Raw genomic sequence first — 14,713 nt, forward strand, 5'->3', positions numbered from 1 at the left:
CCGCACACACCGCTCCACGGTCTCCGATAGGCGTCGCCGTGCGCGTTCAGTCGTGCTCGGGGATGCCGGCCACCCGGTGCGAGGCAGCGTGGATGACCTCGGCCACGAGCCGCCGGACATGCCCGCCCCGGGCCGTGTAGAGGGCTCGGCGGCCCTCCCGCCGCACGGTCACCAGCCCGGCCAACCGCAGCCTGCCCAGGTGCTGCGACACCGCCGGCCGCGCCGCACCCACCGCCGCGACCAACGCCGTCACGTCGTGCTCGCCCTCGGCCAGCAGCGCCATCAACCGCAGCCGGGTGCCGTCGCCCAGCATCCGCAGCATCTCCGTTGCTGCCTCCACCTGGCTATCTGTGGGCAGGCGTTGTTGCAGGTCATGTGCATCTACAACCTTGTCGCGTGCGTACATGAGCACATATTATCGCCGGCGGCACGTCGGCCCCGATCTTCCGAGCCGGACGGGTAGGAGGAGCTTGTGCAGGACCAGGAGCACGAACACGATCACCGGCACGATGACCGGCACAGCGGAGGCCACCCCGCCACCTGGTGGCACCGGCTGCGGCACGCGGTGGTGCCGCACTCACACGACTCACGCGCGAAGGTCGACCCCGCTCTGGAGTCCTCCCGCGAGGGACTACGCGCGCTGTGGATCTCGCTGGTCGGCCTCGGGATCACCGCCATCGCCCAGGCGGTCATCGTCGTGCTGTCCGGGTCGGTCGCCCTGCTCGGCGACACCCTGCACAATGTCGCCGACGCCCTGACCGCCGTACCGCTGGGGATCGCCTTCCTGCTCGGCCGCCGCGCCGCCACCCGCGCCTACACCTACGGCTACGGCCGTGCCGAGGACCTGGCCGGCATCATCATCGTGGTCGTCATCGCCGGATCCGCTGTCGCCGCCGCCTGGACGGCCGGCAGCCGACTGCTGCACCCCGCCGAGGTGACCCACCTGCCGTGGGTGGCCGCCGCCGGCCTCGTCGGGTTCATCGGCAACGAACTGGTCGCCCGCTACCGCATCCGCGTCGGCCGCCGCATCGGCTCCGCCGCCCTGATCGCCGACGGCCTGCACGCTCGCACCGACGGCTACACCTCCCTCGCCGTCCTCGCCGCCGCCGCCGGCGCCGCCCTCGGCTGGCACTGGGCCGACCCCGTCATCGGCCTGGCCATCGCCATCGCCATCACCTTCGTGCTCAAGGACGCCGCCCGCGAGGTCTACCACCGCCTCATGGACGCCGTCGACCCCGCCATCGTCGACCAAGCCGAGACCACACTCCGCGCCGTCGACGGCGTCCAGGACGTAGCCGCGGTACGGCTCCGCTGGATCGGCCACCGCCTGCACGCCGAAGCCGAGCTGGTTGTCGACGCTCGCCTCAGCCTCATGGCCGCCCACGAGATCGCCGCCGACGCCGAGCACCAGCTCACCCACGCATTACCCAGACTGGTCAGCGCCACCGTCCACACCGACCCCGACAGCCACCCCGGGATGCGCCACCACACCGACCTCTCGCACCAGCGCCGAAAGCAGCCACGATGACGCTCGCGATCAGATGTTGTGGCGGAGCTTGGAGCCGCCACTCCGCAACCAGCAGGAACGGCGCTCAACGCCTGCTCATGCGGCTCTGCGGGCTGCCATGATTCGGCACTGGTTCGCGATGCCGCGACTTCTCACGCGGTGGTTGGTGAGGTTGGTGGGCTAGCGGCCACTGCCAGGCAAGCGCGTTACGGGTCGCGATGGGCACATCGGCGGGGAGTTCGGCCGGGCGTCCGGCCACGACGATCCGCATCTGGCCTCGGGCCGCGCGGGCAGCAGCGCGGCGAAGCTGTACGACTGCGCCCCCTCGCGAACCCCGGAGTCCTGGTCCGTGGCAGCCCTCTTCGGCACCCGGTGTGTGTCGCACGTAACGCTACGCCATTGATGAACGCTTATCGATGCGGAAAGCCGGATGTGCGGCTTCCACGGACCGGGCATGGCCTCCACCCGTCCCCCACCGGCCACTCAGGTCGTACCGCCACTGGCCACCGTCAGTGGCGCCGGCACCTGCCGTCCGTTGGCGGCGACTCACCGGGCCACCACCCGTCTGGCCCATCACTCCCGTAGGAGGAGACAGTGAGGATCACCAGGAATCCCTCCCGCAGCCGCACCGCTCGATCCGCCCAACTGCTGGCCGTAGCCGTCGGTGTGATCGCTACCGCCGCCTTCACCCAGCCGACCGCCGCGTCGGCATCCCCCCGGGACTACAGTCCCCGCCAACTCGCCGAGGTGACCGACGCGGTGGACAGGTCGGGCGTCGAGGGCATCGCCTGGCACGTGGACACCGCGTCCGGCCGCGTCGTCGTGGTCGCCGACAGCACCGTCAGCCGCGCCGAGATCGCGAAGATCAGGCAGAGCGCCGGCGACAAGGCCGGCGCGGTCCGGGTCGAGCGCGCCTCGGGAATCTTCAAGCCGCTGCTGTCCGCCGGCGACGCCATCTACGGCGGGGGTTACCGCTGCTCGCTCGGCTTCAACGTCGTCAGCGGCAACACCTACTACTTCCTGACCGCCGGGCACTGCGGAGACGTGGCCAACACCTGGTACACGAACTCCAGCCACACCACGCTCATCGGGGCGACCATCGGCTCCAGCTACCCGGGCAACGACTACGCGCTGGTCCGCTACGACAACACGTCGCTGAGCCACCCCGGCGGGTTTTCCGTCGCGGACGCGTACGTCGGGGAGTCGGTCAAGCGGACCGGGTCGACCACGGGTACCCGCAGCGGAACGGTCACCGCGCTCAACGTCTCGGTCCGCTACGTCGGCCAAGGCGGCGGCAAGGTGAGCGGCATGATCCAGACCAACGTGTGCGCCGAGCCCGGCGACTCCGGCGGCGCGCTGTACGACGGGTCCAAGGCGCTCGGCATCACCTCCGGCGGCAGCGGCGACTGCCGATCCGGCGGCACCACCTTCTACCAGCCGGTACGCGAGGCGGTCAACGCGTACGGCGTAACCGTCTACTGATCCGTCGCGGGGCAACGGGCTCTCGGCCGCGGCCGGAGCCCGCTGCCGCGGCGCCCGGCGCTCATTCGCGACTGAAGAATCGTGGCTCCGGTGAGCGGATGCATGGACCGGATGCGCGGAGCATGTCTCCGGCGAGCATCGAGTTGCGCCTGGTCGCGTCAGTGTGTGGTGTGTTCAGGCGCGGCCGCGTACGAGCGGCAGGAAGACCTCATCGACGATTTCTATCAGTACCTCGTCGGGTACCGAGGGGATGCCGCGCATCGCGTAATCGGCGCGTAGCAGCATCGTCGGCGTGGTCGCGACGCGCGGATGGACGGCCGCCGGTGGCGCCTCGCCACGCGCTACGGCGCGTTCGAGCATGGTCAGCCAGGCGCGGTCCATGGTGTCCGCGCCCGACCGTTCTCGCATGAGATCGAGCAGCGCCGGGTCATCCGCCGCAGCCGCCAGCAGGCCGCGCAGGACCGCTCCGTGCGGCGACGACCACGTTTCGTTCGCCTGCCGCAGCATCTCGAGTGCGTCGCCCCGCAGGGTGCCCGTGTCGGGGTTCGGCATCGTGGCGTCGGAGAGGTGGCGGTACGCCGCGATGCCCAGCGCCGCCCGATGCGGCCACCGGCGGTAGATGGCGTTCTTGTTGGTCCCGGCCCGGGCGGCGACCCGGTCCATGGTCATCCCCGCGTAGCCGGACTCGCGCAGTTCCTCCGCTGCCGCTGTGCGGGAGCGGTTCGGCGGCGCCGTCGGCTACGCCTCGATCCCGCTGGAGGACGTCGACTGGACGCCGTGCGACATCATCGCCAGCGACGCGCGCACTCAGACCCACGCAGAGTAGTCGCGCGACCTCGTCCCGCCCTCGGCGCACAGCGCCACCGTGGGCAGGCCCAAGCCCCGACCGGCGGTCATTCCCGGCGTGAATCCCGCCGACGAGCGGTTCGGCTCTGCGTAGCCGCCTCAGTTGCCACCGGCAGCGCTCGATCAGGGTTCCGCTCATGCCGGGGCCGCTTGTCGCCGGTCCGCCCCGGGCGTGACCGACCATGACCCTGATCCTCGCTCCGCCGGGTCACGGTCTCCCGGCTCCGGGCGCGGGCGCCGGGAACGCCACCAGCCTCCCGCTGGGCCGCGACGACCCCGGTCCACCATACGTCTGGCCCACGACGAACAAGCGCGGATCTCGACTGCGGCTGAGCACGCAAGCGAAGGCGCCGCGATCGAAGTCGACGGTGGTGAGCACCTCGCCGCCCTCGCGTACCCGGACACAGCGCTGATTGCCGACGTCGGCGTACCAGACCGCACCCTCGGCGTCCATGCAGATCCCGTCGGGGTGGTCGTCGGGTGTCGCCGCCCACACCCGCCGATTGCTGAGAACCCCGTCGCCGCCGATGTCGTAGGCGGTGAGCCGGCTCGCGTACGACTCGGCGACGATGAGCGTCGCGCCGTCCGGGCTGATCGCCATGCCGTTGGGGAACGCGAGGTCGTCGGCCACCTGCTCGACGTGCCCCTCGGGGCTGACGAGCACGACCAGGCCCGGGGCGAACTCGCTGCCGGGAAAGTCGAAACCGATGCTGTTGACGTAGGCGTTGCCCCGCTCGTCGACCACGATGTCGTTCCACGGCTTGTCCGAGACCGCGGAAAGGTCGGCGTGCTCGACCAGCGACCCGTCCGGCTCCCGGCGCAGCAACCGACGCTGCGCCGAGTCCACCACGAGCAGCCGCCCGTCCGGCAGAAAGTCGATACACATCGGGAACGACGTGACCGTCGCCTCCACCTCGTGGCGACCGTCGGCGTCGAGCGAGATCACTTGGTTGGCGCCCCAGTCGGAGAACCAGACCCGCCCGTCGTGCCAGCGCGGCGACTCGCCGAAAACGATGTCTTCCAGCAGGACCTCAGCTTCGCCCATCACGACCTCCATCTGCTTGGCGTTGGTACAGACCCGACTCGGCAGCGAAACTCATCGCTCCCTCCTCGATGGGCTGCGCGTCCCCGCGCACGGGTGAACCGCCGGGTTCTGTGGAGACCTTAATGTTCCCGGGTCTGGTGGAGTCGGGTTGGTCGATTCGGTGCGGTCGGCGGAACGTGCCCGATGGCTGAGGGGCTTGCGATGCTGGACATAGGACGTAGGATGTCCGCCAACCGTTCCTAGCTGTTTCCGACGGAGCACCTGGGAAGAGCTGCGGACAATCCACGAGCGCAGCAGGTGCGACAACCAGCAGTCGGGACTCACCTGCCGCTCGACACGAGCCGCCCCAGCGGTGACCAGTGGAGGTATCGCATTCCATGACGAGGCAGAGACACAGCAGAAGACACCGCCGACTGTTGTCCACCATGGTGATCGCGGCGATGGCTGCCGCCCTGCTCACCAGCGGCACCGCGCACGCCGCGGAGCCGTACCACGAGGAGCGTGCGGTCTACACCGCGAACACGGACGGGTACTTCTGCTTCCGCATCCCGGCGATCGTGAGGGCCACCAACGGGGACCTGCTGGCGTTCGCCGAAGGCCGGATCGACAACTGTGGCGACAGGGGCGACATCGACCTGGTGCTGAAGCGGTCCCACGACGGCGGCCGTACCTGGGGGCCGCTGCAGGTTGTGTCGCGCGGCAACGGTGACACGCACGGCAACCCGATGCCGATCGTGGACGAACGGACCGGTCGGGTCGTGCTGTTCACGACCCACAACCCAGGCGCCGGCAGCGGTGGCCGCGTTCCGTTCCTGCAGGTCAGCGATGACCGGGGAGCGACCTGGAGCGCGCCGCGAGAGATGACCGACCTGATGCTGCCGGAGTGGTCCGCGTGGTACGCCACCGGTCCGGTACACGCCATCCAGCTCAAACGCGGCCCGCACGCCGGGCGGCTGGTGATGAGCGCCAACCACGAGTCCTTCGCGTCTGACGGGCGGCGCATCGCCGGAGTCCACCTCGGTTACAGCGACGACGGCGGCGAAACCTGGCATCGCGGCGCCAGCGCCGGTGGCGCGGAGGACGACATCCTCGTCAACGAGTCGACGCTGGTGGAACTGACCGACGGGCGGATCTACGTCAACGTGCGGGAAGCCGGTACGGCTGAGGGCACCCGGGCGTACGCGATCTCCAGCGACGGCGGCGAAAGCTACGACGCACCGTTCCGGATGGTGCCCGAGCTGACGATGCCGGTCGTGCAGGGAGCGTTGCTACGCCTCACCGCCACCGACGAAGGTGACGCGCGGAACCGCATCCTGTTCTCCGGACCAGCCAACCCCGGCAAGCGCGAGGCACTGACAATCCGGTCCTCGTACGACGAGGCCCAGACCTGGGAGACCTGGCAGGAAGGCAAGGTCATCACCTGGGGTCCGGGTGGCTACTCCGACCTGGTCGAGATCGAGACCGATCCGGTCGCGGGCCCCGTGGCAGGGGTGCTGTACGAAGGCGGTGTCGCCGCCCTGTACGAGGTGATCCAGTTCGTCCGGTTCAACGAGGCGTACCTCGACACCCCGAACGGTTCGCCTCCGGATCTGCCGCCGCCCCCGGCGCCCGGACCGACGACCCCGGACGCAGCACCGCGCTACGACAACACCGCCTACGTCCGCAACGGTGCGACGCTGACCGAGGGGCGGTACGGCACCGGGATCGCGCTCGACGGCGTCGACGACCACGTGGAGGTGCCGTACAACCCGGACGTCGACCTGGAGGACAACCACTTCACGATCATGACCTGGTTCCGGTACAGCCAAACCACCGGCAGCCACGTGATCTGGTGGTTCCACCAGGTGGGTACGGGAGCCGCTCAGATCTGGCTGCGAGCCGAACCGGCAGGCAACCGCATCCGGGGCGTCGTCGGCACCGGCCAGGGCGACGCGAACATCACCATCGCGGGCGCGTACAACGACGGGCTCTGGCACCACGTCGTCATGCAACGCACAGCGACCCGGGTCACGGTCCTCATCGACGGCGCCACCGTCGCCAACCTGGCCGCTCCGCGCGGCTCGGTGACCACCGGAAAGGAGTTCGGCATCGGCAGCATCCACCTCGGTCAACGGATCGACGGCGTCAACCGGTTCCGCGGCACCCTCGACGAGTTCCGCATCTACGGCCGCGCCCTCACCCCTGAAGAGTTGCGGGATGTCCGGGAACACAACGTCCCGATCGCCGGCCAACTCCGGCTTCGCCTCCCGTTCACGACCGTCAACCCCGAGCAGTAGCCGCAGGGTCGGTGCCCCGCCAGCGGTCGTCCGGCGGGGCGCCACCACCCGCGGATCCACGAAATTGCCACCCACCGTCACGAAAGAGGTGCGCATGTCCCGTACACCCCGCTCGATGATCGCGCTCGGCGCTGCCGCGATCGCCGTCTCCCTGGCCCTCGGAGCCCCGCCCGCGACGGCCGAACCGACAACACCCGCGCACCGGTGCGACACCTCCGTGCCGTTCGTCTCCGGCACCGAGGGCTACACCGGATTCCGGATCCCCGCCGTCGTCACCACTCGGTCCGGCGTCCTGCTCGCCTTCGCCGAGGGGCGACACGGCTCGTTGGCCGACGCGGGCAACATCGACCTCGTCCTCAAGCGATCCGGTGACGGCGGATGCACCTGGGGGCCGTTGCAGATGGTTCACGACCGCGGTCCGGACACCGCCGGAAACCCCGCGCCGGTCCTCACGGCGAGTGGCCGTCTCGTCCTGCTGTCCACGACCAATGCCGCCGACGCGTCCGAAGCCGAGATCATGCGCGGTGAGGTCACGCCCGAGCAGAGCCGCCGGGTCTTCGTCCAGCACAGCGACGACGACGGAGTCAGCTGGTCGGCCCCGCGGGAGATCACCGGGCAGGCGAAGGCGGAGAACTGGCGGTGGTACGCGACGGGACCCGGCCACGCCCTGCGTCTGACCGGTGCGGCCCACCGGGACCGGCTGGTGGTACCGGCCAACCACTCGATCGCACCCCCGGCCGGATCGAGCGATCTCGGTACGGAGGCCAGGTACTACGGTGGTCACCTGCTCTACAGCGACGACGCCGGCGAGACCTGGCAGATCGGCGCGGTCGACGACAACCCCAACGGCTACGTGAACGTCAACGAGACCACGGCGGCGGAGCTGCCGGACGGCCGGCTCTACCTCAACACCCGCGAACACAACGGCAGCGCGCCCGGCAACCGGGCCGACACCTGGAGCGCCGACGGCGGCGAGTCGCTGGTGCTGCCGTACCGGCCGCAGGCGACCCTCGTGGGCCCGGTCGTGCAGGCCAGCGTCCTGCAGCTGAGCGGTCCGAAGGCGCCGCTGCTCTTCTCCGGGCCCGCCGACCCGGCCAGCCGGGCCGCGATGACGCTGCGGATCAGCACCGACCAGGGTGCGACCTGGCGGCCGGCCCTGGCGCTGTCCGGCCTTCCCGCCGGGTACTCCGACCTGGTGCAGCTGGACTCCCGAACCGTCGGCGTGCTCTACGAGACCGGCAACTTCGGCCCGTACGAGACGATCACCTTCCGCCGGATCCCGGCGGCCGAGCTGCGGAAGCTCGGGTGACGCACGGGTGTGCGCCGCGACGAGCGTCGCGGCGCACACCCGCCCGATCAGGAACGCAGCACAGCGACACCGCGCGGAGGCAGGGTGACGAGGTCGGCCGCCGCGTCCTGGTCACCGAGCAGGTCGACGGCGACGGACGGCAGTGCCACGGTCGCCGGCGTGCCGCCATGGTTGAGCAGGAACAGGTACGAACGGTCGTCGCCGTGGCGACGCACGGCCTGCACGCCGTCGGGCAGGCCGGGCAGGACCGGCGCGACTTTCGCCTCCGCTCGGACCTGGTCGAGCACCGCGCGCATCAGCGCCGGGTCGGGGCGAGTGGCGAGGTACCACGCGGCGCCGGTTCCGTAGCGGTGCCGGAGCAGCGCGGGTCGGCCGGCCAACTCGCCGTCGGTGAACGTGCCCATCACCTGCGCCCCGGCCGGCTCGACCCACTCCGACCACTCCAGGCCGCGACCGTGCCGGCCGTCGAGGTCCAGGCCGATCGTGCCGTCGACCGGCAGGGGCCAGAACTCCTCCACCCGCAACCCGAGCAGGTCACGCAGAGGCCCCGGCGCACCTCCCGGGTGCAGCCGCTCAGTCTCGTCGACCACCCCGGTGAAGTACGACACCAGCAGGGTGCCGCCGCGGTGCACGTACTCGCGCAGCGCGTCGGCCGTCGCGGTCGAGAGCAGGTACAGGTTGGGCACGATCACCAGGCGGTAGCCGGCCAGGTCGGCGTCGGGCGGCACGACGTCGCAGGTCACATGGGCATCGAAGAGCGGCGCGTAGTGCGCCCGGTGGGCCGCCAGGACATCGAGCGGCGCCGGGTGGGCGTCGCCCTCCACCGCCCACCAGTTCGACCAGTCGTGCAGCAGGGCCACGTCGGCCTGCACCCGGGTGCCGGCGAGTTCGGCGGCGGCCGCGATCTCGGCGCCGAGCTCACGGACCTCGCGGTGGGTCCGGCTGTGCTCTCCGGTGTGCGGCAGCATCGCCGAGTGGAACTTCTCGGCACCGCCCGCGGCCTGCCGCCATTGGAAGAACAGCACCGCGTCGGCCCCCTGGGCGACCGCCTGCCAGCTCCACAACCGCATCACTCCCGGCGGCTTCGGCGCGTTGCGCTCCCGCCAGTTGACCGCGCTCGGCGCCTGCTCCATGAGCAGCCAGGGCTGACCCCGTCGCGCCGAGCGGACCAGGTCGTAGCCGAACCCGGCGTCGACGTGCGTACGCGGATCATACGGGTCGGGATAGCTGTCGAGACTCACGACGTCCTGCTCGGCGGCCCAGCGGAAGGAGTCGATCGGCTTGTGCACGAGGCCGATGAGGTTGGTGGTCAGCGGTACGCCGGGGGTGTGCCGCCGCAGGATGTCACGTTCGATGGTGTAGCAGGCGAGGATGGCGTCGTTGCTGAACCGGGCGAAGTCGAGCTTCTGGGCCGGGTTGCCGAAGGTGGGCGCGGTACGTGGCGGCAGTACCTCCGACCAGTCGTCGTAGCGCTGAGACCAGAAGGCGGTGGACCAGGCGGCGTTGAGGGCGTCCACGTCGCCGTAGCGGTCGCGCAGCCAGCGCCGGAAGTCGGCCGCGGACACGTCGCAGTAGCAGGCCCGCACGTGGCAGCCGTACTCGTTGCCGACATGCCACAGCCGCAGCGCGGGATGGCTGCCGTAGCGCTGGGCGAGCTGTTCGACCAGCCGGGCGGCGTGCTCCCGGTAGACCGGGCTCGACGGGCAGTAGTGCTGGCGGGCGCCGGGCCACAGCCTCACCCCATCGGCCCGGGTGGGCAGCACCTCGGGGTGCAGACGGGACAACCAGGGCGGTGGCGAGGCGGTCATGGTCGCGAGGCTGGCCCCGATCCCCGCCTCCGCCAGATGGTCCAGCACCCGGTCGAACCAGCCGAAGTCGTACTCGCCCGGTCGCGGCTCCACCTGGGCCCAGGCGAAGATGCCCACCGAGACCAGTGAGACGCCAGCCTCGGCCATCAGCTTCATGTCCTCGACCCAGACGTCCTCCGGCCACTGCTCCGGGTTGTAGTCACCGCCGAACCAGATGTTGGGCATGGTCATAGTCCACTCCTCGTCGTCGGGCGACCACCTCTGGGTGCTTCCGAATCAGGGCGAGACGGACATGGGATGTCATCCGCCATCCGGGCACACTAGGTGGGGCCACAGTGACCGTCAAGGCATGAGCCGTGTAAATTCTTCCCACCGCCCCGCCGCGTCGATGGCACGACGTGGGATGTTTGGAGCGAGAAGACGTGGCGGCGCGGAAGTGGGAGGGAACATGCGGGCACGCACGAGGGAGACGCTGCAGGACCGCATCATCGCCCTCATCCACGAGCGCCGGCTCGCACCCGGTGCCCTGATGCCGACCGAACCGCAGCTGATGGATCTGCTCGGCGCCAGCCGCAACAGTGTGCGGGAGGCGATCCGCGCCCTACAGGCGCTGGGCATCGTGGAGATCCGGCACGGATTCGGCACGTTCGTGGGGCACGCGCCACTGGACGTGCTCACCCCGTCACTGACGTTCCGGGTGCGGACCCGGCCCGGGCACGGGGTCCGGGCGCTGCACGATCTGGTCGCCGTCCGCGAGATCCTGGAGACGGGCCTCATCGGTTCCGTGGCGCGCGACGTCAGCGAGGCGCGACTCGCCGCACTGGACGCCCTGGTCACGGCGATGGAACGGGACAAGGAGGCCGACCGCGCCTTCCACTCTCTGCTCTACGAGTCCTGCAACAACGAACTGGTCCTGCAGTTGATCGGGCTGTTCTGGGACGTCTACCACGAGGTCGAGCCGGCCCTCGGCCCGCCGGAGGACCGGGCGTCCGACATCGTCGCCAACCACCGCCGCATCGTCGAGGCGCTGCGCAACCGCGACGGAAGCAGCGCGCAGGAAGCGATGCGTTTGCACTTCCGGGACGTCAAGGCCCGGATCGCCCGGGCCGAGCGCTGGCTCGACGAAGCGGGCCAGCAACCCGCCTGATCCCGCCCGCCGCCCCTCCCTGGCGGCCACCCCTTGCCGCCCCAGCCCTTCGGGGTGGCGAACGCGGACACCCGGCCGGCCGTAGCCGGCCGGCTGCACCTGGGGCCTCACGGGGAGCCGACTCCGGGACCAGCCGGGCACATGGCCCGGCGGCCTACCGCGGTGGCCCGCCCCTTCGCCACTGCTTCTCGACGCTGCCCCCAACCATCTTCCGGACATCCCACGTCCCACATAGGATGACCGGCACCACCACCCGACATGGAAGGGCGCGACATGAGAGAAGGGCACCGACCATCCAGCCGCACCGGGCGGCGGCACCGCCGCCCGGCCCTTGTCCTGCTCGCCGTGGCCAGCATGCTCGCCGCCACGCTCACCACGGCGCCGCCCGCGAGTGCCGCCGAGGCGAGCGACGGGCTGGACGGGGCGGGCGGCACCGTTCCGTTCGTCGATGAGCAGGTGCTCTACGAGCAGAGAACCTTCGGATACGCCTGCTTCCGGATCCCGGCCGTCGTCCGCGCGATGAACGGCATGATCCTGGCGTTCGCCGAGGGCCGAGTCGCCGACTGCGGCGACGACGGGGACATCGACCTGGTGCTGCGCCGGTCCTCCGACGGCGGGCGCACCTGGGGCCCGCTCCAGGTGGTGGTCGATGGCAACGGCCAGACCCGGGGAAACCCGGTGCCGATCGTCGACCAGCGCACCGGTCGGGTCGTGGTGGTGGGGACCAGCAACGGTCCGGCCCCCTGCCCGAACGGCTGCGACCGTGACCCCTACCTGGTCACCAGCGACGACAACGGCGCGACCTGGTCGCCGGTACGCGAGCTGACGGAGGCCAAGCGGCCGGAGTGGAACTTCTGGTACGCCACCGGCCCGATGCACGGCATCCAACTCCAGCGGGGGCCACACGCCGGCCGGCTCGTGGTCGGCGCCAGCTTCGAAAGCTACGACGGGGTCGGCGCACACGTCTACGGCACCCACCTGCTCTACAGCGATGACGGTGGACTGACCTGGCAGATCGGCGCCGAGACGTCCCGCGACGACGGTTCGGTGATCGCCCAGGAGGTCACCGTCGTCGAGCGGACCGACGGCCGGATCTACGCGCTGGCCCGGGAACGTGGCACCGATCCGGGCCACCGGGCGTACGCGGTCAGCAGTGACGGCGGAGGTAGCTTCGACGCCCCCTTCCGGACCATCCCCCGTCTCGAGATGCCGGACGTGCAGGCCTCACTGCTGCGGTTCGGCGCGACCGACGCCGGCGACCGCCGGAACCGGATCCTGCTCTCGTCCCCCGCCCACCCGGTGGCGCGGGAGGTGATGACGGTCCGTTCCTCGTTCGACGAGGGGCGCAGCTGGCAGACCTGGGACGAGGGCAAGGTCTTCCACTGGGGGCCGAGCGCGTACTCCGACCTGGTCCGGCTCGACGGCGACGAGGCGGCGCTGCTGTACGAGGCGGGGCGGACCAGCCCGTACGAGAGCATCCGGTACGCCCGCTTCAACGAGGCGTACCTGGCGACCCCGAACGGGACGCCACCGGGGATCCCGAGCCCACCGGCGCCAGGCCCGACCACCCCTGACACCTCGCCCCACCACAACCCGGCGTACGTCCGGGGCGGCGCGCAGCCGACGGCGGGCCGCTACGGCGACGGGCTGGCGCTGGACGGGCTGGACGACCGGATCGAGGTGCCGTTCGACCGCTCGGTGGACCTCGGCGACGGGGATTTCACGTTTGCGACCTGGATCCGGTACACCGAGACGAAGGGCTCGCACGCCATCATGTGGGCCTACCGCACCGGTAGTGGCACGACGCCCCAGGTCTGGTTGAGGGCCGAGCCGGCGAGCAGCCGGATACGCGCACTGATCATGGTGGACCGGTTCAACATCTCGGTCGCCTCCGCCGAGGCGTACAACGACGGGAACTGGCACCACGTGGTGCTGCAACGCGTCGACGGCCGGCTGGTCCTGCAGGTCGACGGCGCCGAGGTGGCCGCCGCCGCGGTGCCGCCCGGCTCGGTCACCGCCGGCAAGGAGTTCGGTGTCACCGGCATCCACCTCGGGCAGCGGGTGGACGGGGCGGACCGCTTCCACGGGACGCTCGACGAGGTCCGCCTCTACCGTCGGGCCCTGTCCCCCACCGAGCTCGAATTGATCCGGGAGCGGAACCTGCCGATCGGCGGCGGGCTCGGCCTTCGGCTCCCGCTGGAGACCGTAGGCTGACCGGCCGCCACCGACCAGCACGGTGGCGCCCACCAGCGCGTGGGCGCCACCGTGCGCCGACCACGAACCGATCAGGGAAGACGCTGTGCTCACCGACTGGCCACTGGACACGCTGCGCGACTACCGCCCCGCCCGGACCGAGCCCGACGACTTCGACGACTTCTGGGCCGCGACGATCGGCGAGTCCGCAGCCGCCGCCTGGCCGGCGCGGCTGGAGCCGTACGACGCGGGGCTGGCCACGGTGGAGGTGTACGACGTCACCTTCGCCGGTCACGCCGGCCAGCCGGTACGCGGGTGGCTGCTGCTGCCCCGCCACCGGTCCGGGCCGCTGCCCTGCGTCGTCGAGTACATCGGCTACGGCAGCGGCCGGGGCCTGCCGCACGACTGGCTCTTCTGGAGCGCCGCCGGCTACGCCCACCTGGTCATGGACACCCGGGGCCAGGGCGCTGCCGGCTCGCTGACCGGGGACACGCCCGACCCGGACCCGTCCGGGGCGCCGCAGGCCAACGGCTTCCTCACCCGCGGCGTCACCGACCCCGCCCGCTACTACTACCGGCGGGTCTTCAGCGACGCCGTCCGGGCGGTCGAGACCGCGCGGCTCATCCCGCACGTCGACCCGACCCGGATCGTCGTAGCCGGGGGCAGCCAGGGCGGTGGGATCGCGCTGGCCGCGGCTGGGCTGCTCGACGGCCTGGCCGGGGTGCTCGCGGACGTGCCGTTCCTGTGCCACTTCCGCCGGGCGGTCGACGTCACCGACGCCGGGCCGTACGGCGAACTGGGGTCGTACCTGCAGACCCGCCGGGACGAGGTGGATCGGGTGTTCCACACCCTGGGGTACTTCGACGGGCTGAACTTCGCCTCCCGGATCACCGCGCCCGTGCTGGTGTCGGTGGCGCTGATGGACCGGATCTGCCCGCCGTCGACCGTCTTCGCGGCGTACCACCACTGCGCCAGCGCCGACAAGGACATCGTGGTGTGGCCGTACAACGGGCACGAGGGCGGGGCCGCCTTTCAGCGGGTGGAGCAGCTCCGCTGGCTCGGCAAGCGGGTGCCCGTCGGGGGAAGCGGCACCTCCTGAC

At 71.0% G+C, this 14,713-nt stretch carries 11 protein-coding genes; 7 read left to right on the top strand and 4 right to left on the bottom strand.

Annotated features, from left to right (window positions below):
• Positions 1 to 46: 46 nt before the first annotated feature.
• Positions 47 to 406, bottom strand: a complete 360-nt coding sequence (locus FHX32_RS19195; RefSeq protein WP_167184797.1) for a metalloregulator ArsR/SmtB family transcription factor — start codon at positions 404 to 406, stop codon at positions 47 to 49.
• A 66-nt stretch (positions 407 to 472) separates the two neighbouring features.
• Here FHX32_RS19195 and FHX32_RS19200 point away from each other — a divergent pair, with 66 nt between their 5' ends.
• Together FHX32_RS19200 and FHX32_RS19205 are read left to right on the top strand one after the other, a co-directional pair.
• On the top strand, positions 473 to 1,528 hold the full coding sequence (locus tag FHX32_RS19200; RefSeq protein ID WP_167184801.1) for a cation diffusion facilitator family transporter: 1,056 nt from the start codon (positions 473 to 475) through the stop codon (positions 1,526 to 1,528).
• 573 nt (positions 1,529 to 2,101) lie between these two features.
• Positions 2,102 to 2,989, top strand: coding sequence for a S1 family peptidase (locus FHX32_RS19205; protein ID WP_109902238.1), 888 nt, complete (start codon positions 2,102 to 2,104; stop codon positions 2,987 to 2,989).
• A 174-nt stretch (positions 2,990 to 3,163) separates the two neighbouring features.
• On the opposite strand, the gene FHX32_RS19210 is transcribed toward FHX32_RS19205, so the two are convergent.
• Both FHX32_RS19210 and FHX32_RS19215 read right to left on the bottom strand, forming a co-directional pair.
• On the bottom strand, positions 3,164 to 3,652 hold the full coding sequence (locus FHX32_RS19210) for a TetR-like C-terminal domain-containing protein (RefSeq protein ID WP_486481190.1): 489 nt from the start codon (positions 3,650 to 3,652) through the stop codon (positions 3,164 to 3,166).
• Between the two features lie 391 nt (positions 3,653 to 4,043).
• On the bottom strand, positions 4,044 to 4,880 hold the full coding sequence (locus tag FHX32_RS19215; RefSeq protein WP_109902330.1) for an SMP-30/gluconolactonase/LRE family protein: 837 nt from the start codon (positions 4,878 to 4,880) through the stop codon (positions 4,044 to 4,046).
• A 425-nt stretch (positions 4,881 to 5,305) separates the two neighbouring features.
• Between FHX32_RS19215 and FHX32_RS19220 the strand changes: the two genes are divergently transcribed.
• Positions 5,306 to 7,156, top strand: a complete 1,851-nt coding sequence (locus tag FHX32_RS19220) for an exo-alpha-sialidase (RefSeq protein WP_486481240.1) — start codon at positions 5,306 to 5,308, stop codon at positions 7,154 to 7,156.
• Between the two features lie 94 nt (positions 7,157 to 7,250).
• The gene (locus FHX32_RS19225; protein WP_208418878.1) at positions 7,251 to 8,465 is read left to right on the top strand and encodes a sialidase family protein; all 1,215 of its coding nucleotides are present in this window, start codon (positions 7,251 to 7,253) and stop codon (positions 8,463 to 8,465) included.
• Between the two features lie 47 nt (positions 8,466 to 8,512).
• On the opposite strand, the gene FHX32_RS19230 is transcribed toward FHX32_RS19225, so the two are convergent.
• On the bottom strand, positions 8,513 to 10,504 hold the full coding sequence (locus FHX32_RS19230; RefSeq protein WP_208418879.1) for a beta-galactosidase: 1,992 nt from the start codon (positions 10,502 to 10,504) through the stop codon (positions 8,513 to 8,515).
• Between the two features lie 217 nt (positions 10,505 to 10,721).
• Between FHX32_RS19230 and FHX32_RS19235 the strand changes: the two genes are divergently transcribed.
• The 3 genes from FHX32_RS19235 (at position 10,722) to FHX32_RS19245 (ending at position 14,712) form a co-directional block, all read left to right on the top strand.
• On the top strand, positions 10,722 to 11,420 hold the full coding sequence (locus tag FHX32_RS19235) for a FadR/GntR family transcriptional regulator (RefSeq protein WP_167184807.1): 699 nt from the start codon (positions 10,722 to 10,724) through the stop codon (positions 11,418 to 11,420).
• A gap of 273 nt (positions 11,421 to 11,693) precedes the next feature.
• The gene (locus FHX32_RS19240) at positions 11,694 to 13,634 is read left to right on the top strand and encodes an exo-alpha-sialidase (RefSeq protein WP_208418880.1); all 1,941 of its coding nucleotides are present in this window, start codon (positions 11,694 to 11,696) and stop codon (positions 13,632 to 13,634) included.
• Between the two features lie 85 nt (positions 13,635 to 13,719).
• Positions 13,720 to 14,712: an acetylxylan esterase gene (locus FHX32_RS19245; protein WP_167184809.1), complete on the top strand. Its 993-nt coding sequence runs from the start codon at positions 13,720 to 13,722 to the stop codon at positions 14,710 to 14,712.
• The last annotated feature ends 1 nt before the right edge of the window (position 14,713 follow it).

The sequence above is a fragment of the Micromonospora sp. CNZ280 genome (genome assembly GCF_011759515.1).

Bases quoted from the DNA above. Each gene is read 5' to 3' on its own strand.
- FHX32_RS19195 (WP_167184797.1), bottom strand. From the start codon at position 406: ATGTACGCACGCGACAAGGTTGTAGATGCACATGACCTGCAACAACGC.
- FHX32_RS19210 (WP_486481190.1), bottom strand. From the start codon at position 3,652: ATGGACCGGGTCGCCGCCCGGGCCGGGACCAACAAGAACGCCATCTAC.
- FHX32_RS19215 (WP_109902330.1), bottom strand. From the start codon at position 4,880: ATGGGCGAAGCTGAGGTCCTGCTGGAAGACATCGTTTTCGGCGAGTCG.
- FHX32_RS19220 (WP_486481240.1), top strand. From the start codon at position 5,306: ATGGTGATCGCGGCGATGGCTGCCGCCCTGCTCACCAGCGGCACCGCG.
- FHX32_RS19225 (WP_208418878.1), top strand. From the start codon at position 7,251: ATGTCCCGTACACCCCGCTCGATGATCGCGCTCGGCGCTGCCGCGATC.
- FHX32_RS19230 (WP_208418879.1), bottom strand. From the start codon at position 10,504: ATGACCATGCCCAACATCTGGTTCGGCGGTGACTACAACCCGGAGCAG.
- FHX32_RS19235 (WP_167184807.1), top strand. From the start codon at position 10,722: ATGCGGGCACGCACGAGGGAGACGCTGCAGGACCGCATCATCGCCCTC.
- FHX32_RS19240 (WP_208418880.1), top strand. From the start codon at position 11,694: ATGAGAGAAGGGCACCGACCATCCAGCCGCACCGGGCGGCGGCACCGC.